A 25,412-nucleotide genomic window follows, 5' to 3' on the forward strand; every position below is an offset into this window, starting at 1 on the left:
TTGACCCGGCCGGCTGTTTTGTCAGTGTCTTGTTTGATCAGTCGGCAAGGCTCTGCGCCAGCCCCACCAGCTTGTCGCCACCCTCAACCTTTGCTGCAAAGGCCTCGTAGATCGGCGCAGACGCTGCGATGAAAGCGGACTTGTCGGCCTCGTTCACCTCGACCCCGGCGGCACGCACCTTGTCGACCAGCTCCCTGTCCGCAGTCTCGCCTTCATTGAGCGACCAGTCCTGCACCGAAGCTGCAACTTCGGATACGGCCGTCTTGACGTTTTCCGGCAGCTTGCCCCAGGTGCCGGCACCCGTCGTCAGGTAGGTCGGCGAATAGACGTGGCCTGTCAGGCTGAGATACTTCTGAACTTCCTGGAAATTGGCGCCGACAATGTTGGTGAGCGGATTTTCCTGCCCGTCCATCGTGCCGGTCTGCAGGGCCACGAACACTTCCGAAAATGCCATCGGCGTCGGGTTAGAGCCCCACTCCTTGAACATCGCGACACGCCACTCGGAAGACGGTGTACGGATTTTCAGCCCGTCCAGGTCGGCCGGTGTGTTGATCGGGCGGGAGTTGTTCGTGATCTGGCGGAACCCGTTTTCCCAGGTCGAAATCACGTGAAGACCGGCGGCTTCAGCTTTGGGAGCCAGTTCCGTCTTGACCAGATTGGCGTCGATGGCCTTCAGATGCTCGCGGTCCTTGACGAGGAACGGCATGTCGAACAGGGCGAATTCCGGCGCCACGTTGGTCATGATGGACGAAATCAGGGTGAACTGCACGGTGCCGAGACGCAGCTTCTGCATCAGCTCCTTCTCGTCGCCCAGCTGTGCGTCGGCATAAAATTCGACCTTGTCGGCATCGCCGAGGCGCGCCTGCAGCTCCTCGGCAAACTTCTGCGCGCTGCGGCCCTGCAAGCTGTTGGAAGCCGCGCCAACGGCAACGATGTAGGTCTCGGCCTGCGCGGGCAGTGCACCGAAAGCAAAGACGGACGCGAGCAGGCCTGCACAAAGGCCCTTGTGTATCTTGTTCATTGATGTCTCCTCCACTTGACGGGACCGACGACCGGCGACGGACGTCAACTCCCACCTAAGGGAACCTAGTGAAAGTCCGTTGCCAAGAATAATGGGAAGACAGGATCGACCGATAACCAAATGGAATTGATCACACCTGTTGCGAAAACCATGAGAGCAAGTACCAGCACCTGTTGCAAGCCCGATAACGGCGGTTTCCGCCCCTTGTCCCAAGCCGAAATGCAGCGTTCTGTAGCCTGATCAACCGAACTTTGGCACAGTCTGGCACTGCCAGAAATCAACCGGAAGGCCCATGGCGTGAAAGCCCAATATGTGGAACTGATCGACGCTGTCGCGACCCTTGGAAGCCTGGCGGCCGCCGCGAAGGTCCTTGGAAAATCTCAGCCAGCAATCACCAAGGCGTTGAAGAAGATAGAGGGCGACCTCGGCGTTGTTCTTTTTCACCGGGTGCCGAGCGGCATCGTGCCGACACTGGAAGGCCAGACCGTCATCGACCGCTGTCGCCGCATCCAAAGCGACCTGAAAAAGCTTTCGGAAGATGTCGCCCAGTCACGCGGGCAATATGTCGGCATGATTTCCGTGGTGGTGTCACCGCTGGCCGCGCTCAAGATCATTCCGCCGGTGTTGCGCCGGTTTCAGAACCGGTTTCCGGGCATCGAGCTGAACATCACCGGAGGCCACGCCCCGAAGGCCTTTCATGCGCTGAGGTCAGGCGAAGCGGATTTCGTCATCGGCCCGGCTCCTGACGGACAGCCCAGGGCAGGGCTTCATGTCGAACCGCTGCTGACGACATCGGTGACCTTCCTTGCGGGCCAGCAGTCTTACCTGAAGGACCTGTCAAAACCGCAGGACCTGTTGAACGCACGATGGGCCGTTATCGGCCCGAGCAGCCGTCGCCCTCTTTTTCAGGACTTCTTCCGCCTGCACGGTCTGCAAGGGCCCGCCCCTGTCATCCGCTCCGATTCGATCCTCAGTATCCTGTCCGTTCTGGAACAGTCCGACATCGTCTGTTCGTTTCCTTCGCTCATTGTGGACGAGGTCAGGGAGCGGTGGTCCGTGACGGCGCTGCCTGTCGACCTGAGCATGCTGACGGTGGATATTGCCCTTACCTGGACCAAGGAAAGGCTGCTGACGCCTGCGGCCCTCGCCTTTGCAGACATCGTTCGCGAAGAAGGCCGCAATTGCGCTCCCCAGACATGAATGGATATAACCTGAAGTTATATCCATGAGTTCGAGTTAATTGAGGGATATACCTCCGGAGTGCTAGTCTCCCCCCCAAGAAGGCCGCAGAAGCGGCACCTTGGGAGGACATCTGAGTGAATATCCTGTTCGTCATGTACGACCAGCTGCGCTTCGACTATCTGAGCTGCGCGGGACACCCCTATCTGCACACACCGAATTTTGACCGGGTTGCCGCCAGGGGCGTGCGCTTTACCAACGCCTATGTGCAATCCCCCATATGTGGCGCCAGCCGGATGAGCTTCTACACCGGGCGCTATGCGTCCTCCCACGGGGCACAGTGGAATGGCTTCCCGCTCCGGGTCGGCGAACACACGCTCGGCGATCACCTGCGCAAGGCCGGCATGGACTGCTGGCTTATCGGCAAGACGCACATGAAGGTGGATGCGGAAGGCATGACCCGGCTGGGGCTGTCCCCGGACAGCATCATCGGCGCCCGGCAGGCCGAGTGCGGATTTGATGTCTGGGTGCGGGACGACGGGCTCTGGGGCGAAGGGCCGGACGGCTTTTATGACGAAAAACGTTCGCCTTACAACGAATACCTCAAGTCCCGCGGCTATGCGGGAGAGAACCCCTGGGCGGATTTCGCCAACGCCGGCGTCGAAAACGGCGAGAAGGCGTCCGGCTGGATGTTCGACAATGCCGACAAGCCCGCCAATATCCGCGAGGAAGACAGCGAAACACCCTGGCTGACGACCCGCACGATCGAATTCATTGAACAGGCAACTGCACCCTGGTGCGCGCATGTCAGCTATATCAAGCCCCATTGGCCATACATCGTACCGGCGCCCTACCACGACATGTACGGGCAGAACCACGTTCCCGCCGCGATACGCGCCGATGTCGAGCGCGAAAATGCGCATCCTGTCTACGCGGCCTTCATGGCCAACAAGATTGCGGCTGCCTTTCAGCAGGAAGATGTGCGCCGGAAGGTCATTCCCGCCTACATGGGCCTGATCAAGCAATGCGACGACCAGCTCGGCAGGCTCCTGGACTACCTGGAAGAGACCGGCCGGATGGAGGACACGATGATCGTGCTCACCTCCGACCACGGCGATTACCTCGGGGACCACTGGCTCGGCGAAAAGGACCTGTTCCATGAGCCTTCCGTCAAGATCCCGATGATCATCTATGATCCGCGCAGTGAGGCGGATGCCACAAGAGGCACCACTTGCGACGCACTTGTGGAGGCGATCGACCTTGCCCCGACATTTCTGGAAGCTGCCGGTGGGGTCGAAGCCGGTCACATTCTTGAAGGCCGCAGTCTGAGCCCTTGGCTGCGCGGGGAGACGCCCGACTGGCGAGAGGCGGTCATCAGCGAATACGACTATTCCGTCACCCCCATGTGCGCCTCCCTTGGCGTCACCACCAAGGATGCCCGTCTCTTCATGGTGTTCGACGGCCGCTACAAGCTGATCCATGCCGAAGGCGGTTTCCGGCCGATGCTGTTCGACCTTGAGAACGACCCGGAAGAATTCCACGACCTGGCCAAGGCCGACGGCCATGAGGCCGAGATCACCCGCATGTACGACCTTCTGGCCCGCTGGGGCCGGCGTATGTCGCAGCGTGTGACGCGGTCGGATGCCGATATCGCCGCCATGCGCGGCAAGTCCGCCCGGCGCGGTATTCTTCCGTTCCTGAAGGATGGATCGGAAGTGCCGGAGGAACTGACCGAGGCCTATCGCGGCCCTGCCCTGCAGGATCATGTTTCGCCCGAAAAGGGAGGACGTTGAGGTGAGCACGGCAACAGGCGACACCCCGACCATTGCCCGTAGCGACAAGTGGATTGCCGACTGTCTCGCCGTGCTTTTCGTGCTTGTGATCGTTACCTATGCGGCCTCCGGCCCGATCACGGATTTTGTCCGCTGGTTCATCGAGACCACAACACAAGGCTTCGATGAACTGTCGCGCCGCGATCAGCGCGCTCTGCTTCGCGACCACTGGCTTGGGGCTGGTTACCGCTCGTTCGAACGATCCTTCCTGCTGCCGACCGGGCTGATCATCGGCCTGCCAATCGTCTTTTCCTTTGCCATCTGTCTGCTGACACTGCACCGGGGCCGCGCCTGGCGCTGGCTCAACTGGGCGCTGACGCTGCTCGCGCTCGCCGCCTTTGTGTCCTGGATGCTGAAGATCTTCGCGACTGACGGCGGTGCGCTGCCAAGCGCCAGCCCCATCGACTTCGTGATGTTCCCGATCGCCACCGCCATTACACTTTATCTGACCTGGCGCATGTTCGGCGGCTTCATCGTCGCCTTCTGCCTGTTCTGGGTGGTCTATTTCTTCATTCGCGGCTACCTGCCGGACTGGACCGGTATTCTGGCCGGATCCGACTCCACATTCGGGCAGAGCCTGCGCGCCATGGTGTTGAACTTCTGGGCCCAGACCGGTGGCCAGTTCGGTCAGCCCCTGCAGGTCGTCTCCGGCAGCGTGCTGATCTTCATCGTTTTCGGTGCGGTGATGATGGCCTCGGGCGCGGGCGACCTGCTGTTGAAGATCGCCAACCGGCTCACCGGCGGGCTCGTCGGTGGTGCCGCTCATGCGGCGGTCGCCTCCTCCGCCCTATTCGGGACGCTTTCCGGCGCCGCGATTTCCAACGTGGTCTCCACCGGCGTGATGACCATTCCCGTCATCAAGAAATCCGGCTTCAAGCCGGCCTTTGCCGGGGCTGTGGAAGCTGCCGCTTCCACGGGCGGTCAGATCATGCCGCCGGTGATGGGAGTTGTCGCCTTCTTCGTCGCCGGACAGATCGGGCTGGAATACCGCTACATCGTTGTGGCCGCCATCCTGCCCGCGATCATGTTCTACTTCGCCACCTTCCTGACGGTCTATTTCGAGGCCCGGCGCCTTGGCATCGGGGCCCTGCCGAAAGAGCAACGGCCGCCACTGACAGGCAAGGATTGGGTGCAGTGCCTCGTGTTTGTCGTGCCACTGGGTGTGCTTACCTATTTCCTGTTCAGCCAGCCGTCCGTACCCAAGGCAGGGTTCTACGGCTTTGTTGCCGCCATCGTCTCCGCGCTGGTCCTGTTCCGCGAATTCCGGTCCCGCAAACGCCTCTGGCAGGCGTTCGTCAACGCGGGTCGCATGGCGGCTACGATCGTCGTCATCGTTACGGCGATCGGACTGATCGTCGGCCTGATCCAGGTATCCGGTTTTGCCGGTCGCCTTGCGCTGTTGCTGACACAGCTCGCCAGCGGGCCGCTGCCGCTCGTACTGGTGGTCGTTGCCCTCGGCGCCATCGTGCTCGGCATGGGTCTGCCGCCTGGCGCAACCTATTTCATCATCGTGATCGCGCTCTCTTCCGGCATTGATGCGGTTGGTATCCCCGAACTGACGCTGCACCTGTTCGTGGTCTTCTTTGCGGTCATGTCCACAGTTACCCCGCCCGTTGCGCTCGCCGCCTTTGCCGCCGCCCCGATTGCCGGGGCAGACCCGATCCGCACGGGTTTCGAAGCCGCCCGGATCGGCATTGCCGGCTTCCTGATCCCCTTTGTCTTCGTCTATCACCCGGCGGTTCTCTACAAGCTGCAGGTGCTGTTCGCCTGGTTCGGCACCGGCGCGCCGGACAGCAAGGCGATGGTCGATCTCGCAACAGTCTCCTGGGGAGCATTCTTCTGGATCATCGCCGCTTTCGCGCTCGCCATGTGGTCGATCGCTTCCGCTTTAGCCGGGTTCGACCGGGGGCGCCTGCCGTACTGGGAGCGTATTTTGCGCATTTGCCTCGGCCTGCTGGTTCTGGTGCCGAACGTGGCCATTGCCGGTGCAGCCGCGGTTCTGACCCTGGCGGACCTCGCCTTTCACGCAATGCGGCACCGGAGCCCTGCCGCCGCGCCCAATCCATCACAATGAAAAGAGCAATTTTCCACGGGAGGACGGAATGAAACGATTTGCCTTTACAGCCCTTGCGGGCCTGATACTGGCCGGCTCTGCGTCGGCTCAAGACACCACGCTCAAGATGCAGACCATCGAGCCAAGCCTCGGTCAGGCAATCACCATGGCGACCTTCGCCAACATCGTGACGGACAAGCTCGATGATGTTTCCATCGAAGTCGCAGGCGGCGGCGCGGCAACGCTGCACCAGATGGAAACCGCTCGCGGCAATCTCGACATGTACATGATCTCGCCGACCATACACATCCTGATGAGCAACGGTGCGGCCATGTACAAGAACGAGCCGGAAGCCCCGGAACTTGCCAAGAATGTGCAGGTGCTGATGTGGTTCCCCTACGGCCAGTATCACTTCGCCGTTCGTGGTGACAGCGACATCACCGTTCTGGACGACATCGAAGGTGCAACGGTCTTCCTCGGACCGCAAGGTGGCGGTGCTTACAACGCAGCCAAGGGCTGGATCGAGGCCACCACCGGACTAGTCGCCGGTGAGGACTACGACGCCATCAAGGCAAACTGGGCAACCGGCTTCCAGTCCTTCCTGGACGGCAAGGTGGAAATGTACGTCAACGGCTGTATCGACCCGTGCCAGCAGTTCATCCAGTTCACCGAAACCGAGACAGTCCGCTTCATCGGACCGGAAGACGATCAGGGTGAAGAGGTCGACAAGTTCCTCGGCAAGTTCCGCCAGCGGGCTGAAATTCCGGCAGGTCTCTACGAGAACCAAGTGAATGACGGTCCGGTCATGTCCAACGACACGGCAGTCGGGATCGGTGTGCGTGCAGACCTTGACGAAGAACTCGTCTACCGGATCACCAAGGCCTTCTGGGAAAACCTTGGCAGCATCACAACCGATGCCCCCTGGGCCAAGGCCTTGTCGCCAGAATATGCCGCCCAGACACTCGGCACGGCCACGTTCCACCCGGGCGCTGCCCGTTACTACAAGGAAATCGGGGTTCAATAACCGGCGTTAGCCCTGGCCGACGAAAAGCGGCCGGGCAAATCCACCAAGACCGGGGGTCTCCAGCCGTGAGCGCAGACCCCCGGCAAAGTTGCATCTATCGTTTTTCCGCCAAAACGTTGTACCCTTGTCAAAGCCGGCTGGGGGCAGCGGAAGATACCTGAGACTTTTTACGCGGAAGGTATTGATATGACTGTAACTCTGGATATTCGGCAACCACAGCCGTTTGATCTGGTGGGATCAAGAATACTGATCGCAGGCAATGCGACCGCATTCGAAGGAACCTTGAGCATTCGGGTTTCCGAAGGACACGACGAATATGCCTCCTTCACCCAGGTAGGCTCTCTCGGCCTCAAGCAGTTCCAGGGATATATCGATATCCCGGACACCAACCAGTTTCAGCTCAATCGCCTGTTCCTGACCCTGGCCGACGACACCGGCAACGAAAATGGCCCGTCCGTCGTCATCCCTGTCCTGTTCGGCCCCAGGATCCTGGCGGGATACGGTGGCTGGCAGCCCTACACGGTGAAGTCGGGCGATACCCTGACCAAGATCGCGCAAGACCAGTATGGCACTAGCGACTATCAGCCGATCTTCGATGCCAACCAGCACATCCTGAGCAGTCCAAACGTTATTTTCCCGGGTCAGGTTCTTCGAATACCGCGCAACGACATCTGACGCCCGGCATTCGCCTCAAACAAAGGCCGGCAAAAAGAAAAGGCCCGCCAGAGGCGGGCCTTTCCGTCAAACCGTATTCGGCGCTGATTAGCGCGAATAGAACTCGACCACCAGGTTCGGTTCCATCTGTACCGGGTACGGTACGTCAGAGAAGCCCGGAACGCGGGAGTAGGTCGCGGTCATCTTGTTGTGGTCGACGTCGATATAATCCGGAACATCACGCTCTGCGGACTGGGTTGCTTCCAGAACCAGGGCGAGCTGCTTGGACTTCTCACGAACTTCGATCACGTCACCCGGACGGATCTGGTAGCTCGAGATGTTGACGCGCTTGCCGTTCACCTTCACGTGGCCGTGGTTGATGAACTGACGTGCTGCGAAAACGGTCGGGACGAACTTCGCACGGTAGACGATGGCGTCCAGACGGCGCTCCAGCAGGCCGATCAGGTTTTCGGAAGTGTCACCTTTCATACGGGACGCTTCAGCATAAACCTTGCGGAACTGCTTTTCGGAAATGTTGCCGTAGTAGCCTTTCAGCTTCTGCTTTGCGCGGAGCTGAACACCGAAGTCGGACAGCTTGCCCTTGCGGCGCTGGCCGTGCTGACCCGGGCCGTATTCACGCTTGTTGGCCGGGCTCTTCGGACGACCCCAGATGTTTTCGCCCATCCGGCGGTCAATTTTGTACTTAACGCTATGGCGCTTCGACATCGCGGTTTCCTTTGAATTCGCGTTGTTATTTAAAAGGAAACGCGCCCTCCTTTATCGTCACAACCCGTCTTGCGACGGAAAGGTCAGATCGACAGGGACCCGGCTAGACGGCGCCGGCCGGATGCCCACGGGTGCGTAGATCCGGAAGACATTGTCTGCCGGACCGCGCGGAGATACAGGCAGAGCCTTGAAATGTCAATCCGTGCACCCGGTCCGCTTCGGAAAAGACCCGCCAAACCCGGCCAATTCTGCTTATTTTGTCGGACAAGCAGGCATATTTAACGGTTCAGATGGAATTCATTGCCATAATTTATGACGTAGCGTCCACAAAATGGGGAAAACAATGCATACATTTAGAGATTTTTAATTGCAGCTTTTCACTATGCAATCGCCGTTGCAACCATAGCGAATAATATCAGTGCAACGGACTGTTCCGAGACCCCATCAAACAACGGAAGCTTATCGGCCGGACCTCGGCAATAGGATCTAGAATGTCAGCGAATCGTCAACCAGTTCTTCAGACAGTTCCGGAAGCGCCCGGCTTGCTCTGTCGTACGCCGAAGGACACGCTGGCGAAACTGGATTATGCCCTTCAGCCGGTCGTCGATATCGGCACCGGTGTTGTTTACGGCTATGAGGCCCAGATCCGGAACTGCGATCTTGTCGGTGCGCAATCTCCTGACGAACTGATCGATTTTGCCCACGCCGAAGGATATCTGCCCCAGTTGGAGGCCCATCTTCTGGCAAAGGCGATGAACCGCTTCGGCAGGTTGAAGATCGCCCAGGGCACCAAACTCTATTTCAAGCTGGATGGACGCGACCTCGGCCAGGACAACGATCCGCGCATGCGGCTGGCAGGCCTTGTGGCGGAAGCCGGCTTGCAGGTGAACCAGATCTGTCTGGAATTTTCCGAGCGGCACCAGCAGACCTTCACCGACGTTACCCACCACGCCGTCAACGACCTGCGCCAGTTGGGCTTCCTGATCGCGCTTGACGATTTCGGCCGGGGCTCTTCCGAGCTGCGTCTGCTGCACGACATGTCGCCCGACTACGTCAAGATCGACCGTTTCTTCCTGAACGGCATCGATTGCGACGCAAGGAGAAAGCTCTTTGTCACCACGGTGGCCAACCTGGCGCACGTGCTGGGCGCAAGGGTGATTGCCGAAGGTGTTGAAACGGAGAGCGAGTTCAAGGCCTGCCGGGAAGCCGGCTGCGACCTGATCCAGGGCTACTTCGTCGCCAAGCCGTTCCAGGAAGCTTCTTCCGCCAAGCTCTTTTATGACCATGTGCGCGCGCCGGGTGTCGGCCGCAAGCGCCGGGAGGAGCTGGACCGGATCCGCAACGAGCTGATCAAGGTACCGACCATCCAGTCGAACGCTTCCATGAACGACCTGCTCGACATGGTGGTCCATAACCAGGAGGCCAGTGTGGTTCCGGTTGTGGATGCCAACAACGAGCCGCGCGGCCTGATCCACGAACGCGACCTGAAAGCCTATCTTTATGCGGGCGCACCGGACGACGACGATGCCAAGGCGGCCCTCGATTTCCCGCTGCGCTCTTTCGTCCGCGCCTGCCCGATCGCCGACATCGATTCCAATGCGGACATGCTGCTGGTGACCTTTGCCTCCTCTATCAATTCGGATGGCATCATCATCACCGAGAACTTCCGCTATGCCGGTTTCCTGTCAGCCACCTCTCTTCTGAAGATCATTCACGAAAAGCGTCTTCAGGAAGCGCAGGACCAGAACCCGCTGACCCGCCTGCCCGGCAATGGGGCCATTTCCAGGTTCATCGCCGAAAGCGGGCGCAAGGGCACGTACGACCGGCACATGTGTTATTTCGACTTCGATAACTTCAAGCCGTTCAACGACACCTATGGCTATCGCCAGGGTGACCGGGCGATCATTCTATTCAGCGAACTGCTGCAGCGTCATATTTCAGGATCAGGCACGTTTTACGGCCATATCGGCGGCGACGATTTCTTCGCCGGTTTCCAGAATGTCGACCAGACCGATGTTGCTGCGCGCATGCTGGCGCTGAAACGTGCATTCCGCCTGGATGTCGAAAGCTTCTATGAACCCGAGCACCGGGAACGCGGCTTCATCGAAGCCCAGGACCGCTTCGGCACGACGCGGCAGTTCCCGCTGCTGCAGTGTTCCATATCGATCCTCAGCCTGCCCAAGGGCCTGACGCTGCATCCCGATACGCTCAACCACGAGATCATGGAGCTGAAGCGCGCCGCCAAGCGCTCCGACGACGGCCTGGCCGTCAAATGCCTGGCTGCGTGAGGCCAAGCCACACTTCTACCCGTCCCAGGAAAAACTTTCCGCTTTCTCACCTGACCGGCGGGACACGGCTCTGAGCACACCTCTCAAGGGAGGTCACGTTCGGGATGATGCCTTGCGCTGCTGTGTGGCTCGGTTCGCGGAAAAGATCCGGGCGACCGATGGCCAGGGAAAAAGGCCGGTGCGACTACACTGCCAATCAGTCCAGCACCAGGCCAAACCCGGCCAATAGCCGTGACAGCCCCGCATTCTTCGTACCAGAGGTGAAGATCGCCCGATCTGGCAGATGGCGCGAAGGCTCACTTGCGGCCCCCTCCCCCAAAACACGGACCAACTGGCGGGCAATGGCTTCCGCCGGATCCAGCCAGTCGACCGGCCAGGGAGCAATCCTGCGGAAACGGTTGGCAAGAAACGGGTAGTGGGTGCAGGCCAGCACGACGATGTCGGTCCGCTTGCCGTCCTGCTCCAGGAAGCAGTCAGAGATTTCTGGCAGAAGATCTGCGTCGGAGACGGTGTCGCCACGCAGATGTTTTTCGGCCAGTTCCGCCAGCTTGTCCGATCCGACAAGCCGGACATGGCACTGGCTGGCAAAACTCTCGATCAGGCTTCGTGTATAGGTTCTGCGCACCGTGCCCGGCGTTGCCAGAACCGAGATCAGCCCGGATGAAGTGCGCTCCGCCGCCGGCTTGATTGCCGGAACAGTGCCGACAAAAGGCACGTCAGGATGTCTCTCTCGCAAGGCGTCCCCTGCGAGCGTGAAGGCTGTATTGCAGGCAATCACCACCGCCTTGGGGCCGTGTTCGGCAATCAGATCGTCGAAAAGGGATACGATCCGTTCTTTCAATTCCGCTTCCGGCCAGCGGCCGATGGGAAAGGCCGCATCGTCGGCGACATAAAGGAGCGGCTCATAAGGCAGCAGATATCGCGCTTCGCGCAACACCGTGAGCCCGCCAAGACCTGAATCGAAAAAGAGTACCGGCCCCGAACCCTGCAAGATCTGCCTCTATTCTTCGCTGCCTGAACCTGATCTGTCCTTGCGCGGTCGCGTTTCCCGTTTTTCCAGCGAGGCCACGACACCGCGCAGCGCGCGCACTTCCTGGTCGGTCAACTCAGCCTTCTGGAAGATGTTGCGCAGCGTGCGCACCATATGCGGCCGCCGCTCCGGCGGACGGAAGAAGGTTGCCTTGTCGAGTGCCCCTTCCAGATGCTCGAAGAAACGCAGCACTTCGTCCTTCTTCGCCGGTGGATGCACTTCTTCCGACAGGATAAAGGGCAATGCACCGGACGTCGCGGTCTTGCGCCATTCATAGGCACACACCAGCACTGCCTGCGCAATGTTCAGCGAGGCAAAATCCGGATCTACAGGCAGCGTGACGATCTCGTCGGCGAGAGCCACTTCCTCGTTGTTGAGACCCCAGCGCTCTCGGCCGAACAGATAACCGGTCGCGGCACCCTGTTCTCCAAGTTCGACGGATTTTTTGGCAGCTTCATCCGGCCCCCGCACAGGCTTGGGCACTTCGCGCGAGCGGGCCGTGGTGGCGAAGACGAATTGCAGATCGGCAATAGCCGCCTCGACACTGTCGAAAACCTGCACCTTGTCGATAACGTGATCCGCCCGGCTTGCCGCAGCTCTTGCCTTCTCACTCGGCCAACCGTCGCGCGGGTTGACGATGCGCAGATCCACCAGACCGAAATTCGCCATCGCCCTTGCCGCCGTGCCGATGTTCTCGCCAAGCTGCGGCTCGCAAAGGATCACCGCCGGCGGCTTGGCCGTCACGGCGCGGGCTTCGTCTCTGATGTGTGCATTCTTGCTCATGAAGCGGGGATTTAGCGGAAGCAACGTCGGATGAAAAGACCGAAAGGCCTGCACCACAGCTGCGGTCGGCCTCATTCCTCCGATAAATACGATGATTTTTGAGGTCCGTCTGCGTTCCGTGCATCTTGGCCTTGTCAGACGCATCTCCGCCACTGCTCGGAAGGTCTCTCGTTTTCCGAGGGGAAGCCGGTTCGCCGGCACCACAATCTGGCAGCCGGAAAGCGTCAAAGCCTGAGATTGAAACATGTGCGTGTGGATGACCCAACGCTTTCCGAAGGCCGGGAAGTCCAGACATCTTGAAATCAGCCAATTACACCTACGATTAAACAACACTGCAAATATTACCCAGGCACACAAACATTTTATTGTTAATATTTGAGATAAATTGCAGGGAAGATACAATATCAACTTTACACACCCTCAATAAGTGCATGGGATACTGCTTTTCACGTTTCAATTCGGGTGTATTTCGTGCGAAAATCTGCAACCCTCTTCCGGACTTATTGTCCAGCGGTTTCAATGCTTTGCGTTGCCGTGCTGTTCAGTGCGGGGCTGCTTGTGACCAAGAACGCCGGTGCGGTGGGACTGCAGGCAGTGGCTGTATTTCCGCCCTGGTTTTCTGAACGACAAAGCTTCACTTCAGTAGCGCTCACCGGAGCTCCCATCGCAGCACCCGGACCTTTCGACTGGATGGTGGTTGCAATTCCGCAATCCGCGCAACAGTCGCAAAGTCTGAAATCTTCCAACGCACTCTTTCTGCTCAATGCCGAATTTGCACGGTTGTGCGGTATCGACCAGCACGGCCCCAGACTATCGGAGGCACGACCGGTCGAATGAAACCTTCGTTTCTGAATAATTTCTGGGTCGATGTTTCGGCACTGAACGTGCAGCGGCTTCGCCAGGCTGTGAGCTGGATTCTCGTCTGGTACTTCTGGCTGGCTGCAGCAATAGCCGTTATCGCATCTTATCTTACCGGCGGCTCAGTGCTTTTTGTTGCCCTTCCTCTGGCCCTGATCGGTACCGTCACGACGGCAACCGTCATGGCCGACGCGTCGGCCTTGCGCACGCGGCTGATCGTGACCGTCGCGATCAATTCCACATGGATGTTCGGGCTCTACGTCGCCTCCGACATCCACAATGGCGAGTATATGCTTGAAGTGCATATGCTTTATTTCATCAATACGTCGATCATCATTGCCTATGTCTGCTGGCGATCGGTGCTGATGACCACTGTTGCCGCCCTTGTCCATCATTCGGTGCTGACGCTCCTCCACCCGGAACTTGTCTGGCCTTCCTCCAGTTATTCCTGGTGGCATCTGATGAACCACTACATCCTGGGAACGATCAATTGTCTGGGGGGCATCTATATTGCCGCTTCACTCAAGAGATTTCTCGACCACATGGAAAGCGCAAGGCTTGAAGCGCACCATCGCTCGATCCACGATGACCTGACCGGCCTACTGAACCGCCGCGGACTTCGCCACGCCATTGGAAAGCTGCACCAGGACGACGGCACCCTGCCCGACATGACCCTGTTCCAGATCGACCTGGACGGTTTCAAGAACATCAACGACACAGTCGGCCATGCAGCCGGCGACAAGCTGCTTGTGCTGGTGGGGGAAAGACTGAATGCGATTGCTCCCGTCAACTCGATCATCGCTCGTATTGGCGGCGATGAATTCGTGGTGGCGTCTCCTGCGATCGGCGCAGACCAGCAAACCGATTTTCTTGAGGGACTGAAAAGCTGGATGCAACGCCCCCATGTCGTCTCGAAAACCAAGCTTCGCGTGGGCGCCTCGGTTGGCGTAACCCATTCCAGCATAAGCGGCGGCAAGCTCGACAGCATGATGGTCGACGCGGACATAGCGCTTTACGAGGCCAAGAAGGCCGGGAAGAACAGGGCCGTGATGTTCAATCCGGGCCTGAAGAAAGATGCGCAGCATCTGATGAAAACCGCCGAAGCGGTCCTCTACGGGTTGGAGAACGACGAGTTCGAGCCTTATTTCCAGACCCAGCATGACACCCGGACAGGTGCTGTTGTCGGGATTGAAGTGCTCGCCCGCTGGAACCATCCCAAGCAGGGCATTCTGGGTCCCGCCGCTTTCCTGGACGCGGTTCAGGAAGCGGGCAAGGCGGCTGCCTTCGACAGCCACATCATGTCGAAAGCAATCGATCTTATCCTGGCCCAGGAACGCACGGGGGTCGTTTTTCCGAAGGTGAGCTTCAACGTCAGCTACCAGAGGCTGGCCGAACCCGGACTTGCCGAATACATCCAGAACCTGCCGAAGGTCCGTGCCGAAATCGCATTCGAGCTGGTCGAGTCGGTCTTCTTCGATACGCTGTCGGACGATGAAGTCGAAACCGTCAACGCCCTGCGCAAGCTCGGCATTCGAATAGAAATCGACGATTTCGGCACCGGCCACGCATCGATTATCGCGCTGACAAAGCTCAAACCCGATCTTCTGAAGATCGACCGGGCCCTGATTTCTCCGCTGTCCAGCAATCCGGAGCAGTTCAAGCTGATCAAGACAATTGTCGACATGGCACACGGGCTCGGCATCGAAGCCCTTGCCGAAGGGGTCGAAACGGAAGACACGATCAACAAGCTGCGCATGCTCGGTGTCAACTACGTTCAAGGATATGCCTTCAGCAAACCAATGAACATTGTCGACCTGCAAGGCTTCCTCGTTCGCAAGTCAGCCTGACGCGGGCGGTCCTTTCCTTCAGCCTAATGGATATTCCGGTCCCGATCGGAAAGCTCCGGCAGATCGCCCATAACTGCCGGCCAACCTCCGCCGGAACGCCGATCTGCCCGTTGAAAATCAGGCCATGGCCGATGCCGCTCCCTCCACTCCTGATTGCCTTTTCCAACGGCTTTGCTAGAACACCTGCGGACTTCACACCCTTCGCCTTCCGGAGGGCTTTCAATTGATTGCGTACAATTGTATACGCATGTCGAAATTCATCGGGAGCGGTCCCGCACCACTCCTTTGACCAATGTTCGAACGCTAGGAAATGTGACTGTCATGGCCGACATTATCTACACCAAGGTCGACGAAGCACCGGAACTGGCCAGCGCCTCGTTCCTGCCGATCATCCGCTCCTTCACCAAGGCAGCCGGTTTGACCGTCGGTACCAAGGATATCTCCCTCGCAGGCCGTATCCTGGCGAACTTCCCCGAGTATCTGACGGACGCACAGAAGCAGTCCGACGATCTTGCGGTCCTCGGCGAAATGGTCAAGCAGCCGGACGCCAATGTCATCAAGCTGCCGAACATCTCGGCATCGCAGCCCCAGCTCAACGCCGCCATCAAGGAACTCCAGGCCCAGGGTTACAAGCTGCCTGAGTATCCGTCCGAGCCGAAGACGGACGAGGAAAAAACCGTCAAGGCCAAGTATGACGCGATCAAGGGTTCTGCCGTGAACCCGGTGCTGCGCGAAGGCAACTCCGACCGCCGCGCGCCGAAAGCGGTCAAGGAATACGCCAAGAAGAACCCTCACCGCATGGGTGAATGGCTGCCGTCTTCCAAGACCCACGTCGCCACCATGGGTGAAAACGACTTCTTCTCCAACGAGAAGTCGGTGACCGTTTCTGCTGGCTCCGCGGGCAAGGCGAAGATCGAATTCGTCGGCAAGGACGGAACCGCAACGGTTCTCAAGGGCGACTTTGCCCTGGACGAAGGCGACGTCGTCGACGGCACCTACATGAGCGCCAAGGCGCTGTTCGCGTTCCTGGAAAAGGAAATCCAGGATGCCAAGGACATGGGTATCCTGTTCTCGCTGCACATGAAGGCAACCATGATGAAGGTCTCCGACCCGATCATCTTCGGTTACTGTGTGCGGGCGTTCCTGAAGGACGTCTTCGACAAGCACGCCGCAACCTTTGCCGAGCTCGGCGTCAATCCGGACCTCGGCATCGGTGATCTGGAGGCCAAGGTCGCCACGCTGCCGGCCGACAAGGCCGCCGAGATCAATTCCGACATCAAGGCTGCTCTCGACAACGGCCCGGCCATGTACATGGTGAACTCCGACAAGGGCATCACCAACCTGCATGTCTCTTCCGACGTCATCATCGACGCCTCCATGCCGGCCCTGATCCGCGCAGGTGGCAAGGGCTGGGGTCCGGACGGCAAGGAAGGCGACGCCAAGTGCGTGATCCCGGACAGCTCCTATGCCGGCGTCTACTCCGCCGTGATCGACTTCTGCCGCGAAAACGGCGCGCTCGATCCCGCCAAGATGGGCACCGTGCCGAACGTCGGCCTGATGGCCCAGAAGGCCGAGGAATACGGCTCGCATCCGCAGACCTTCAAGGCTCCGGCTGACGGCACCATCCGCATCGTCGACGCTGCCGGCAACACCCTGATCGAACATGCCGTCGAAGAAGGCGACATCTGGCGCGCATGCCGCACCAAGGACGCCCCGATCCGCGACTGGGTCAAGCTCGGCGTCACCCGCGCTCGCCTGTCCGGCATGCCGGGCGTCTTCTGGCTGGACAAGACCCGCGCTCATGACGCGGAACTGATCAAGAAGGTGGAAGCCTATCTGCCGGAACACGACACTTCCGGTCTCGACCTGCAGATCATGGCTCCGGCCGATGCGGCGAAGTATTCCACCGAGCGTATCGCCCGCGGTGAAGACACGATCTCCATCACCGGCAACGTGCTGCGTGACTACCTGACCGACCTCTACCCGATCCTGGAAGTCGGCACCTCGGCAAAGATGCTGTCCATCGTTCCGCTGATGAACGGTGGCGGTCTTTTCGAAACCGGCGCAGGCGGCTCCGCTCCCAAGCACGTTCAGCAGCTGATGGAAGAGAACTACCTGCGCTGGGACAGCCTGGGCGAGTTCTGTGCCCTCGGAGCATCGCTGGAACACCTGGCCAACGTCAAGGGCAACGACAAGGCACAGGTTCTGGCGGACGCGCTTGACAAGGCCGTCGAGAAGCTGCTCGACAACGACAAGTCCCCGTCCCGCAAGGTCGGTGGCCTGGACAACCGCGGCAGCCACTTCTACGTCGCGCTTTACTGGGCACAAGCACTGGCCGCACAGGACAAGGACGCCGAGCTGAAGGCGCATTTCGCACCGATCGCCGAAGCGCTCTCTGCCAAGGAAGATGCGATTGTTGCCGAGCTCAACGGCGTTCAGGGTTCACCCGCCGACACCGGTGGCTACTACCATGCCCCGCAGGAAAAGGTGAACGCCGTCATGCGTCCGAGCGCAACGCTCAACGCCATTATCGGTTGATTTGCAAATACACCCTTGGGTAGAAGTAGGGCGGCTCCGGCCGCCCTCTTTTTTTGCGCCAGGGAGCTCATTTCAAATGGTCCTTCAAAACGAGAACCATCAGCCGGTTGTCCGGAATGGAGCCGGGGAAGAGTTCACCCTCTTCTCGGCAACAAACGACCCTCAATCAGCCAAATGGTGGCCGGACACGAGCTTTCTGGTGCATGCGCTCAGCGATGGCGATTTTTCGACCCTGCGCGGTGCCATACAGCTCATGGATGATGAGCACGAACCAGTCTTTCTGACCGGGCCCGGCAGCGTCACGAACGAACTTTATGCCCGCCTGGAACACCTCGGCTACATGAGGACAACGGAAAAGCCCCTGCCCGAAGACATGCAGGGGCACCTGATCGAGCGCGGGCTGACCGACTACGGCAAGGAACATATCGCCGACTTTGTAATCGCCCAGCGCATCCAGATGGAAGAGCTGGATGGCAACAGGGAAACGCTGGAAGACTTCTGCACGAAATTCGACAATCTGCGGGAGCATCACACGGGTTTCCCGCTCGAGGCGCTGCACACGTTCCGGATGTTCTTTTCCGATCCACGCTACGATTTCGATCTGGACCAGTCTTCGAACTATCTTTTCCGCCTCTACAAGATGTTCGGCATTGTGGAGATCTCCGACGAAGGTGTCGCACGCGCAAGCCGTTTCGGCTCCATGAATGTGCCGTTTCTCTTCGATCTGCTTCTCAACGAGCGTGGGGCAACAGTCAGACACTAGCCCGGAAAAGCGCTATTGCCTGGGTGCAGGAGATCCCCGGGGCTCATGACGATCGGTTGCCTTAGTTGACCTTCCCGAGCCGCAGTTCCGGGCCTGTATCTTTGCTGTGCTCCGTGCGGGGAGACGATTTGAGGCTGGTAACGAAAAAGGGCGGCTCACCGAGCCGCCCGTTTTTACCGATACCGCTTATCCGCGGATGAATGCCAGAACGTCGTTGTTGAACTCCTCGGCCTGCAATTGTGCAAGACCGTGGCCACCGCCTTCATAGATCTTCAAGGTGGCATCGTCGACGATTTCCGCCGCCCGGTGGGCAGAAGCCTTGATGGGCACGATCTGGTCGTCGTCGCCATGCACGATCAGCGTCGGCACCTTGATGGCCTTCAGGTCACCAGTGTAGTCGACTTCCGAGAACTCGCGAATACAGTCGTACTGACCCTTGATGCCACCGGCCATGCCCTGCAGCCAGAAGCTTTCCTGCAGACCCTGATTGGTGTCGACCCCATCGCGGTTGAAACCATAGAAAGGTACCGTCAGGTCCCTGAAGAACTGCGACCGGTTGTAGGCGGTCCCCTGGCGGATACCGTCGAACACTTCCATCGGCGTGCCGTCCGGATTGTCTGCCGTTTTCAGCATCAGCGGCGGCACAGCACCGACGAGAACGACTTTGGCGACCCGGTCATTGCCATGCCGACCAACATAATGGGCAACCTCGCCACCACCGGTGGAATGACCGATCAGGATCACGTTCTTCAAATCCAGATGCTCGATCAGTTCGGCAAGATCGTCCGCGTAGCGGTCCATGTTGTTGCCGTCCCATGGCTGGCTGGAGCGGCCGTGGCCGCGGCGGTCATGGGCAATCACCCGAAAACCGTTCTGGCCGAAAAACAGCATTTGCGCGTCCCAGGCATCAGCCGACAGCGGCCAGCCGTGGGAGAAGACAATCGGCTGCCCCTGCCCCCAGTCCTTGTAGAAAAGCTCAGCACCATCGGATGTCGTGAAAGTCGTCATTTTCAGATTCTCCTGTTCAAGCAGTTGTTTTGCGGCACCGAACTTCGGTGCCATCACCAGACCAAGCCCAAGGACACCGCCGCCAATCAGCGCCTGGCGACGGTTGACCTGCGGCCCAACGATCTTGTTTCCCATCGGATGATCTCCATTTAACTCGTGCACGATTTGATCGTGTGCGATGTATATGTATCGGCAAGTTCGCTCTGTCAACGCTTGCCAAGAAAAAAAATGCTGCTTAGGAACGTTTCATGTCAGAACGCACTGAAAACAAAGGCGCCTCGAAGCCCTTGAAGAACACCGGTCCGGACGCCTTGGGCGGAGATCTCGACGATTTTCTCTGTTTTGCCGTCTATGAGGCCAATCTGGCCTTCAATCACCTTTACCGGTCTTTGCTGGAAGAGCTCGGCCTCACCTATCCGCAGTATCTGGTGATGACCCTGCTTTGGCGCAGAAACGAGAGAACGGTCAAGGATATCGGCGACGCGCTCAGCCTGGAATACAACACGCTGACACCGATGATTAAGCGCCTGGAAGCAATGGAGCTTGTCTCACGCGTCCGCGATCTGGAAGACCAGCGCGTCGTCAATGTCTGCCTGACAGCCAAGGGCAACGCGCTTCGGGAAAAGGCGGCTGCCGTGCCGCAATGTGTTGCCGAGGCATCCGGTCTTTCGGAACAGGCTTTCGAGGATTTGAAGTCCGCTCTCGACACATTGCGGTCCAACCTGAAATCCACGGGAGACCGGACTTGAACAACCTCACGGGCAACATCACCGCCATCCTGTTTGACAAGGACGGCACACTGTTGGATTTCGACGCGACATGGGCACCGGCCTATCGCGAAACCTCGCTCCATGCAGCCAGAGGAGACCGCGCCCTGGCCGACAGGCTCCTGGAACAGACCGGCATGGATCTGGCGACCGGAAAGTCCGCGGCCGGGTCTCTGCTTGCAGCCGGCAACTCTGCGGAAATCGCGGCGGCCTGGATTGCCTGCGGTGCTGATTTTCAGGAAGGCCCGCTGACCGCAGACCTCGACCGGGTGTTCATCGGCTGCATGCATGATGCTGCGCCCCTTACTGGCATTCCGGAAGCTGTCGAGACCTTGAGCGGAACCGGGTTCACTTTAGGTGTTGCCAGCAGCGACAGCGAAGCGGCCATAAGGGCCTTTCTCGCCGGCACCGGGCTTGCGCCCCGATTTGCCTTCGTCACGGGTTACGACACTGGTTTTGGCCCGAAGCCGGAACCGGGCATGGTTCGCGGCTTTGCCGAGGCAACAGGTCTTGCACTGGACCGGATCGCCGTTGTCGGTGACAACACGCACGATCTGGAAATGGCCCGTTCGGCGGGCGCCGGACTTTGTATCGGTGTCCTGACGGGCACAAGCGCGCGCCACGACCTGGAAACCCTGGCGGATGCCGTTCTGGAGAGCGTTGCCGATCTGCCGGCCTATCTGGCCGCTAACTGATTCACATCAGGCCGGCACTGCCGCGCCTTGCCGTCGCACCTGTCCGGGCGTCTGGTTGAATTGACGCTTGAAGGCCCGGTTGAAGGCGGCTTCCGAGCTGTAGCCGATGTTTTCGGCAATATCGATCAGGGGCAGATCCGTCTCCCGAATGTCGCGCCGTGCCCGTTCCATGCGCCAGTGGGTGACATAGGCCAGCGGCGTCATGCCGACGAGGTTCGTAAACCTGTCCGCAAAAACCGTCCGGGACATGCCGGCTTCCCGGGCAAGGCTCTCCACCGTCCAGGGCTTTTCCGGCGCCAGATGGATCTTGGACATGCTGCGCCCGAGCTTCGGGTTGAGCACCGCCGCCAGGCATCCGGCCCTGTCCCCCTCCCTGTCGACGAACGTTCGCACCACCTGGATGAAGATGATCTCCGTCAACCGGTGGATGATCGCCTCGGACCCCGGCTGCCCGGCGCGCACCTCGCTGGCAACAAAACGCATCACTGCTTCCAGCCAGAAGGCGTTCATCGTCTGTGTGTTGGGCAGATGAATGACCGATGGCAAGGCATCGAGCAGCGGATGGACCGAGCCTTCCTCGAATTCGAAATGGCCACAGAACAGTTTGCAGGCCAGTTCCTCGTCCGGACCGCCGTAATAGAGCGCACCTTCCCCCGTATAACCGGATTGCCGCACGACCTCGTCCACTTCGGCAGCGGGACGGCCCGGTTCATCACTCAGGATATGAGCGGCCCCGTGCGGAATGACGGCCAGGTCACCAGTCGCAAGGCGGATCGGCTTGTCAACACCGTCCACCGCGAGCCAGCAGCCACCACGCATTGCCATGTGAAACCGCGCGACATTGCCGAAAGCCGGCACCCGCACGGCCCAGGGCGGCGAAAAACAGGTATGGAAATAGACGGATCCCCGTAGCTTCAAGGCATCCAGGATCTGGGTCAGGGCGTCATGTTTCATGAAAGGCCGGTTCCGGTTGAAGTCTCATTCCCGCATTTTTGCCTCAACACCGCAAAGCGCAAGGCTCCCGGACGATCGGTCAATTTTCAGGGACTTTCGTGCATGGATAGAACCGAAGTCGACCAACATCTTTGGGCTCGTGGGCAATCCGCCCGCAGGAAACCAACCTGGAGCACCTGAAAGATGTCTGTTCGCTTCGTCACCAAGACCATGCACGCCTATCTCGATTATCCCGTCGCGATCGGCCTTATTGCCCTGCCCGTATTCCTTGATCTCGGCCAATCCAACCCGATCGCCTTCTGGCTATCCTTCCTGACAGGCTTTGCGGCCCTGGCCCTGACGATCCTGACGGATCACCAGACCGGCATCATCCGCATTCTGCCCTATTCGGTTCATCTGGCGGTCGATTTTGCCGTCGGCATCGTGTTCCTGGCAGCTCCCTTCGCACTTGGCTTCACCGGCCTCGACTTCGCCTATTACCTGGTCAACGCCATTGCCGTCCTGACAGTGGTCAGCCTTGCCAAACCGCAGGAAACGGTTGCGCAGGCCGCTTGACAGCCACCGTCCACGCACAATGACACCGGCCCTCGCGCCGGTGTCTTTTTTTGAACTGCAATCCGGACGATCTGCAAATCCTCGGGAACTTGCGAACATGGAGACGCCTGAGCTTCGGACGCAAGGTAGAGGCACCGGAGCAAATCCGGCCTTCAACCTTCATACCCTTTCAGGAGTAGAACATGTCCTTGATGAAATCCGCCATTGCCGCAACGCTGCTGTCTCTTGCCGCTCTCTCTGCCCCGGCAATGGCCGCGGACGAATACAACACCTCCAGTGGCCTGACGGCCGCCGGCAGCCCGCTCGGTCTTCATGGTGTCGATCCCGTGGCCTTTGTCAGCCTGGGCAACCGGATTGACGGAACCGCGCAATATACGGCCGTCCACGACGGTGTTGCCTATTACTTCGCATCCCAGGAAGCCATGGATGCCTTCACCGCGCATCCGGATCAGTACTTGCCGCAAAACGGCGGCTTCTGCACCTTCGGTGTTTCAGTCGGCAAGAAGTTCGACGGCGATCCGCAGTTCGCGGCTGTTGTGGACGGCAAGCTTTATCTGTTCCTGAACGAGGCCATCTTCCGCGAGTTCCAGAAAGACCAGTCCGGTACAATCGCCAAGGCGGAAGCCAACTGGAAGAAGATCCGCTCCACCGAGGCAACGAAGCTCTGATTGTTCGTTGTCAAGGCGTCGGAACGACAAACAAAAAGGGCGGCCCCAGGGCCGCCCTTCGTGACTTGATTTCGGCAAAAGCCCGAAGACTTAAGCCGCGTTGTGCAGCCGATTTTCGAAAGCAAGGTTCCGGGTCAGCGGTGCCAGTGTCTTGGCAGCGGCCAGAACAGCCAGATCAGCCAGCGGCTCGCCCAGGATCACCAGCATATAGGCAAAACCGAAGGAACCGACGGAAGCCATGTTCTCGGCACCGAAGCCCTGGCCGTAGAATGCCCAGAAAGCAACCCAGCCAACGATACCGGCCTGGAACGTGGTGGAAAGAGCCAGTGCCTGAACGTAGGAAACGTCAACATAGGCGGTCTTTTCCGGAATGATGCGGTTTGCCAGCATGCTGACAGCCCACAACGGCACAAGCAGCGTGGTGACGTTGATGCCGTACTGCGGCAGGTCGAAAGGAGCAACCAGCGTCCCCTGAAGCAGAAGGCCTGCAGCAAGGCCGATTGCTGCCGGACCTGCGCCGAACATCAGGAACAGGGTGGAGCCCAGGATAAAGTGAACTTCGGAAACACCGACCGGGTAATGCGGCAGGATTTCGAAGAAGCAGAACACGGCAACCGTCGTGATGACGGAGCGGACGGCAAGGCTGAGAACGCCGCTTTTGCGGATCGTGTCGAGAGCCATTTTGCCCAGAAGGCCGAAGGAAGCAGCCGCGGTACCGTAGCTGAGTACGATTTTGGCACCGTCGACGATGCCCGGTTCGATATGCATGTCATTTCTCCTTTGCGCACCCTCCGTGCGCGAGCAGATGGTGTGAACCGGCCCCGATGGGACCGCTGGATGGCAGGTTTCCTGGCTCGCGAGTCTCTGCGCTGCCCGCCTTCCCGGATCGCTCCAGTGGCTTGAAGGGCTTTGCTCGTCGCATACAGTTGCGGGGGCAGCCACGGTATTGGTCCCTGTTGGGTACGCCTCACCGTGTTCCCATTTCATCCGCCCTTACGCTTGTTCGGGCGAAACCATCGCATCGTCTAGATTTGCAAGGATTGGCGATATTCTGCAAGCGAATTTTCGCCATATTCGGTCTGAATGCGACATTGCACCGAAATTTTGCCGCCTGAAGACCGCCACCGAAATCAGCCGGATCAGCATCACCGACAAGCTTCAGATCTCAAAACACTTCTTCAGGAAATTGCGTCAGCCACCTGAAAATTCTGAACTTTGAAGAATCCAATCAAAGATGAAAATCAAAACCATTGTTTATTAAACTTTTCTGTATTTAGGGTAATTGTGATTTTTACTTGCAGAAACCCTAACGAAAGATAACCTCACTCGCATACAAAGCACATCATGAGAGTTTGCAATGCCCTTTACCAAATTGGGAACGCTTATCGCTGGTGTCGTCTTTTTCCTTGGCTGCATTCAGCTGGCACTTCTAGCCGGCGTTACTCTTGGTGCAGTCACTGAACCAAGACCGGGTTTTTTCCTTGGCAATCTGACACGCGAACAGGCGCTCGACAGCGGACTATTGAAGATCATGGCCGCCGTCGCATTCGGCGTGATCACCGAGATCAGCCGCTCGGTTGAAAAGAAGTAGACCACAACCAAAGACTTGCCGCAGGCGGTGACCTGTGAAAGTCTTCGGCCATGTTGAAATCGATTCCCCTGACCGCTCTCGCGGTATCTCTCCTTGCTGCCACCGTCACTCCTGGCTGGGCGGCACCTTACAAGCTGTTCGGCGCCATCAACGAACGTCTGTCGTTCATGCAGTCGGTTGCAGCCTGGAAAGCGGATAACGACAAACCTGTCGAGGATCTGCCGAGGGAAAAGGTGGTGCTGGATGCTGCCCGCGAAAAGGCCGTCGAAAACGGCCTGTCGGCTGACAATGTCACCTTGTTTTTCCAGGCACAGATCGATGCGGCCAAGGACATTCAAACCTGCTGGATCGAACGCTGGGAGAGCGGCGAAGCTCGCCCGCAGAACGTACCCGACCTGATCAAGGATGTCCGTCCGGAGCTGTTGCGCCTCGGCAACGAGATCCTGACGCTACTCGCAGAAAGCCCCGTCGAGGCCTCTGACCAGCAGGCCTTCACGGAGGCGCTGACCGTGGAATGCCTGTCCGACGGATCAAAGAGCGCTCTGTTTGAAGGTCTGGTCGACGTACACGACTAGACA

Annotated in this window: 23 protein-coding genes and 1 riboswitch; of the genes, 16 read left to right on the plus strand and 7 right to left on the minus strand. The window is 59.0% G+C overall.

Translation table 11 applies throughout. From position 1 onward, the window contains the following. Window positions 1-37 precede the first annotated feature (37 nt). A complete protein-coding gene (locus Q666_RS49840; protein ID WP_023000843.1) occupies window positions 38-1,021 on the minus strand; it encodes a TRAP transporter substrate-binding protein in 984 nt (327 codons plus the stop codon). A gap of 297 nt (window positions 1,022-1,318) precedes the next feature. Here Q666_RS49840 and Q666_RS49845 point away from each other — a divergent pair, with 297 nt between their 5' ends. The 5 genes from Q666_RS49845 to Q666_RS49865 all read left to right on the plus strand — a co-directional run bounded on the left by Q666_RS49845 (window position 1,319) and on the right by Q666_RS49865 (window position 7,784). After that, window positions 1,319-2,221 carry a LysR family transcriptional regulator gene (locus Q666_RS49845; protein ID WP_023014532.1) on the plus strand — a complete coding sequence of 301 codons (903 nt, stop codon included), beginning with the start codon at window positions 1,319-1,321 and terminating at the stop codon, window positions 2,219-2,221. Window positions 2,222-2,337: 116 nt separating this feature from the next. Next, window positions 2,338-3,993, plus strand: coding sequence for a sulfatase-like hydrolase/transferase (locus tag Q666_RS49850; protein WP_031269237.1), 1,656 nt, complete (start codon window positions 2,338-2,340; stop codon window positions 3,991-3,993). Between the two features lies 1 nt (window position 3,994). Further along, entirely contained in the window at window positions 3,995-6,106 is a 2,112-nt protein-coding gene (locus Q666_RS64915) for a TRAP transporter fused permease subunit (protein ID WP_051990127.1), read from the plus strand. 28 nt (window positions 6,107-6,134) lie between these two features. After that, the gene (locus Q666_RS49860; protein ID WP_023000839.1) at window positions 6,135-7,109 is read left to right on the plus strand and encodes a TAXI family TRAP transporter solute-binding subunit; all 975 of its coding nucleotides are present in this window, start codon (window positions 6,135-6,137) and stop codon (window positions 7,107-7,109) included. Window positions 7,110-7,295: 186 nt separating this feature from the next. Beyond that, complete coding sequence (locus Q666_RS49865) at window positions 7,296-7,784, plus strand: LysM peptidoglycan-binding domain-containing protein (protein ID WP_023000838.1); 489 nt, start codon at window positions 7,296-7,298, stop codon at window positions 7,782-7,784. Between the two features lie 87 nt (window positions 7,785-7,871). On the opposite strand, the gene rpsD is transcribed toward Q666_RS49865, so the two are convergent. Next, window positions 7,872-8,489 carry a 30S ribosomal protein S4 gene (rpsD, locus tag Q666_RS49870; RefSeq protein ID WP_023000837.1) on the minus strand — a complete coding sequence of 206 codons (618 nt, stop codon included), beginning with the start codon at window positions 8,487-8,489 and terminating at the stop codon, window positions 7,872-7,874. Window positions 8,490-8,980: 491 nt separating this feature from the next. On the opposite strand from rpsD, the gene Q666_RS49875 reads away from it, so the two are divergent. Continuing rightward, complete coding sequence (locus Q666_RS49875; protein ID WP_023000836.1) at window positions 8,981-10,777, plus strand: EAL domain-containing protein; 1,797 nt, start codon at window positions 8,981-8,983, stop codon at window positions 10,775-10,777. Window positions 10,778-10,973: 196 nt separating this feature from the next. Here the strand turns inward: Q666_RS49875 and murI are convergent, their stop codons facing one another. Beyond that, window positions 10,974-11,768 (minus strand): glutamate racemase, encoded by a 795-nt coding sequence (gene murI / locus Q666_RS49880; protein WP_023000835.1) that lies wholly within the window; start codon window positions 11,766-11,768, stop codon window positions 10,974-10,976. Between the two features lie 9 nt (window positions 11,769-11,777). Beyond that, the gene (locus tag Q666_RS49885; RefSeq protein ID WP_023000834.1) at window positions 11,778-12,590 is read right to left on the minus strand and encodes an RNA methyltransferase; all 813 of its coding nucleotides are present in this window, start codon (window positions 12,588-12,590) and stop codon (window positions 11,778-11,780) included. A gap of 519 nt (window positions 12,591-13,109) precedes the next feature. Between Q666_RS49885 and Q666_RS49890 the strand changes: the two genes are divergently transcribed. The 4 genes from Q666_RS49890 to Q666_RS49900 all read left to right on the plus strand — a co-directional run bounded on the left by Q666_RS49890 (window position 13,110) and on the right by Q666_RS49900 (window position 18,596). Then, window positions 13,110-13,427 (plus strand): hypothetical protein, encoded by a 318-nt coding sequence (locus Q666_RS49890; protein WP_023000832.1) that lies wholly within the window; start codon window positions 13,110-13,112, stop codon window positions 13,425-13,427. Continuing rightward, window positions 13,424-15,295, plus strand: a complete 1,872-nt coding sequence (locus Q666_RS0133360; RefSeq protein ID WP_023000831.1) for a bifunctional diguanylate cyclase/phosphodiesterase — start codon at window positions 13,424-13,426, stop codon at window positions 15,293-15,295. The genes Q666_RS49890 and Q666_RS0133360 overlap by 4 nt, the downstream gene beginning before the upstream one ends. Window positions 15,296-15,607: 312 nt before the next feature. Then, entirely contained in the window at window positions 15,608-17,833 is a 2,226-nt protein-coding gene (locus tag Q666_RS49895) for an NADP-dependent isocitrate dehydrogenase (protein ID WP_353608219.1), read from the plus strand. Window positions 17,834-17,909: 76 nt separating this feature from the next. After that, entirely contained in the window at window positions 17,910-18,596 is a 687-nt protein-coding gene (locus Q666_RS49900; protein WP_023000829.1) for a hypothetical protein, read from the plus strand. A gap of 186 nt (window positions 18,597-18,782) precedes the next feature. On the opposite strand, the gene Q666_RS49905 is transcribed toward Q666_RS49900, so the two are convergent. Continuing rightward, window positions 18,783-19,604: an alpha/beta hydrolase gene (locus Q666_RS49905; RefSeq protein WP_031269231.1), complete on the minus strand. Its 822-nt coding sequence runs from the start codon at window positions 19,602-19,604 to the stop codon at window positions 18,783-18,785. Between the two features lie 248 nt (window positions 19,605-19,852). Here Q666_RS49905 and Q666_RS49910 point away from each other — a divergent pair, with 248 nt between their 5' ends. Together Q666_RS49910 and Q666_RS49915 are read left to right on the plus strand one after the other, a co-directional pair. Continuing rightward, window positions 19,853-20,353, plus strand: coding sequence for a MarR family transcriptional regulator (locus Q666_RS49910; protein WP_023000827.1), 501 nt, complete (start codon window positions 19,853-19,855; stop codon window positions 20,351-20,353). Continuing rightward, window positions 20,350-21,066 carry an HAD family hydrolase gene (locus Q666_RS49915; RefSeq protein WP_023000826.1) on the plus strand — a complete coding sequence of 239 codons (717 nt, stop codon included), beginning with the start codon at window positions 20,350-20,352 and terminating at the stop codon, window positions 21,064-21,066. Before Q666_RS49910 ends, Q666_RS49915 begins: the two co-directional genes overlap by 4 nt. A 6-nt stretch (window positions 21,067-21,072) precedes the next feature. Here Q666_RS49915 and Q666_RS49920 read toward each other — a convergent pair whose 3' ends face one another. Then, window positions 21,073-22,020, minus strand: coding sequence for an AraC family transcriptional regulator (locus tag Q666_RS49920; RefSeq protein WP_023000825.1), 948 nt, complete (start codon window positions 22,018-22,020; stop codon window positions 21,073-21,075). 183 nt (window positions 22,021-22,203) lie between these two features. Between Q666_RS49920 and Q666_RS49925 the strand changes: the two genes are divergently transcribed. Further along, window positions 22,204-22,575 carry a hypothetical protein gene (locus Q666_RS49925; RefSeq protein ID WP_023000824.1) on the plus strand — a complete coding sequence of 124 codons (372 nt, stop codon included), beginning with the start codon at window positions 22,204-22,206 and terminating at the stop codon, window positions 22,573-22,575. A gap of 182 nt (window positions 22,576-22,757) precedes the next feature. Then, window positions 22,758-23,243, plus strand: coding sequence for a YHS domain-containing (seleno)protein (locus Q666_RS49930; RefSeq protein ID WP_023000823.1), 486 nt, complete (start codon window positions 22,758-22,760; stop codon window positions 23,241-23,243). Between the two features lie 90 nt (window positions 23,244-23,333). Here the strand turns inward: Q666_RS49930 and Q666_RS49935 are convergent, their stop codons facing one another. Beyond that, window positions 23,334-24,011 carry an energy-coupling factor ABC transporter permease gene (locus tag Q666_RS49935; RefSeq protein WP_023000822.1) on the minus strand — a complete coding sequence of 226 codons (678 nt, stop codon included), beginning with the start codon at window positions 24,009-24,011 and terminating at the stop codon, window positions 23,334-23,336. A gap of 53 nt (window positions 24,012-24,064) precedes the next feature. Continuing rightward, window positions 24,065-24,276: riboswitch (cobalamin riboswitch) on the minus strand. A gap of 324 nt (window positions 24,277-24,600) precedes the next feature. On the opposite strand from Q666_RS49935, the gene Q666_RS49940 reads away from it, so the two are divergent. Both Q666_RS49940 and aroQ read left to right on the plus strand, forming a co-directional pair. Then, window positions 24,601-24,834 carry a hypothetical protein gene (locus Q666_RS49940; RefSeq protein ID WP_023000821.1) on the plus strand — a complete coding sequence of 78 codons (234 nt, stop codon included), beginning with the start codon at window positions 24,601-24,603 and terminating at the stop codon, window positions 24,832-24,834. 50 nt (window positions 24,835-24,884) lie between these two features. Further along, window positions 24,885-25,409 (plus strand): gamma subclass chorismate mutase AroQ, encoded by a 525-nt coding sequence (gene aroQ / locus Q666_RS64920; protein WP_023000820.1) that lies wholly within the window; start codon window positions 24,885-24,887, stop codon window positions 25,407-25,409. The last annotated feature ends 3 nt before the right edge of the window (window positions 25,410-25,412 follow it).

The sequence above is a fragment of the Labrenzia sp. C1B70 genome (assembly GCF_000475395.1).
Lineage (GTDB): Bacteria > Pseudomonadota > Alphaproteobacteria > Rhizobiales > Stappiaceae > Roseibium > Roseibium algicola.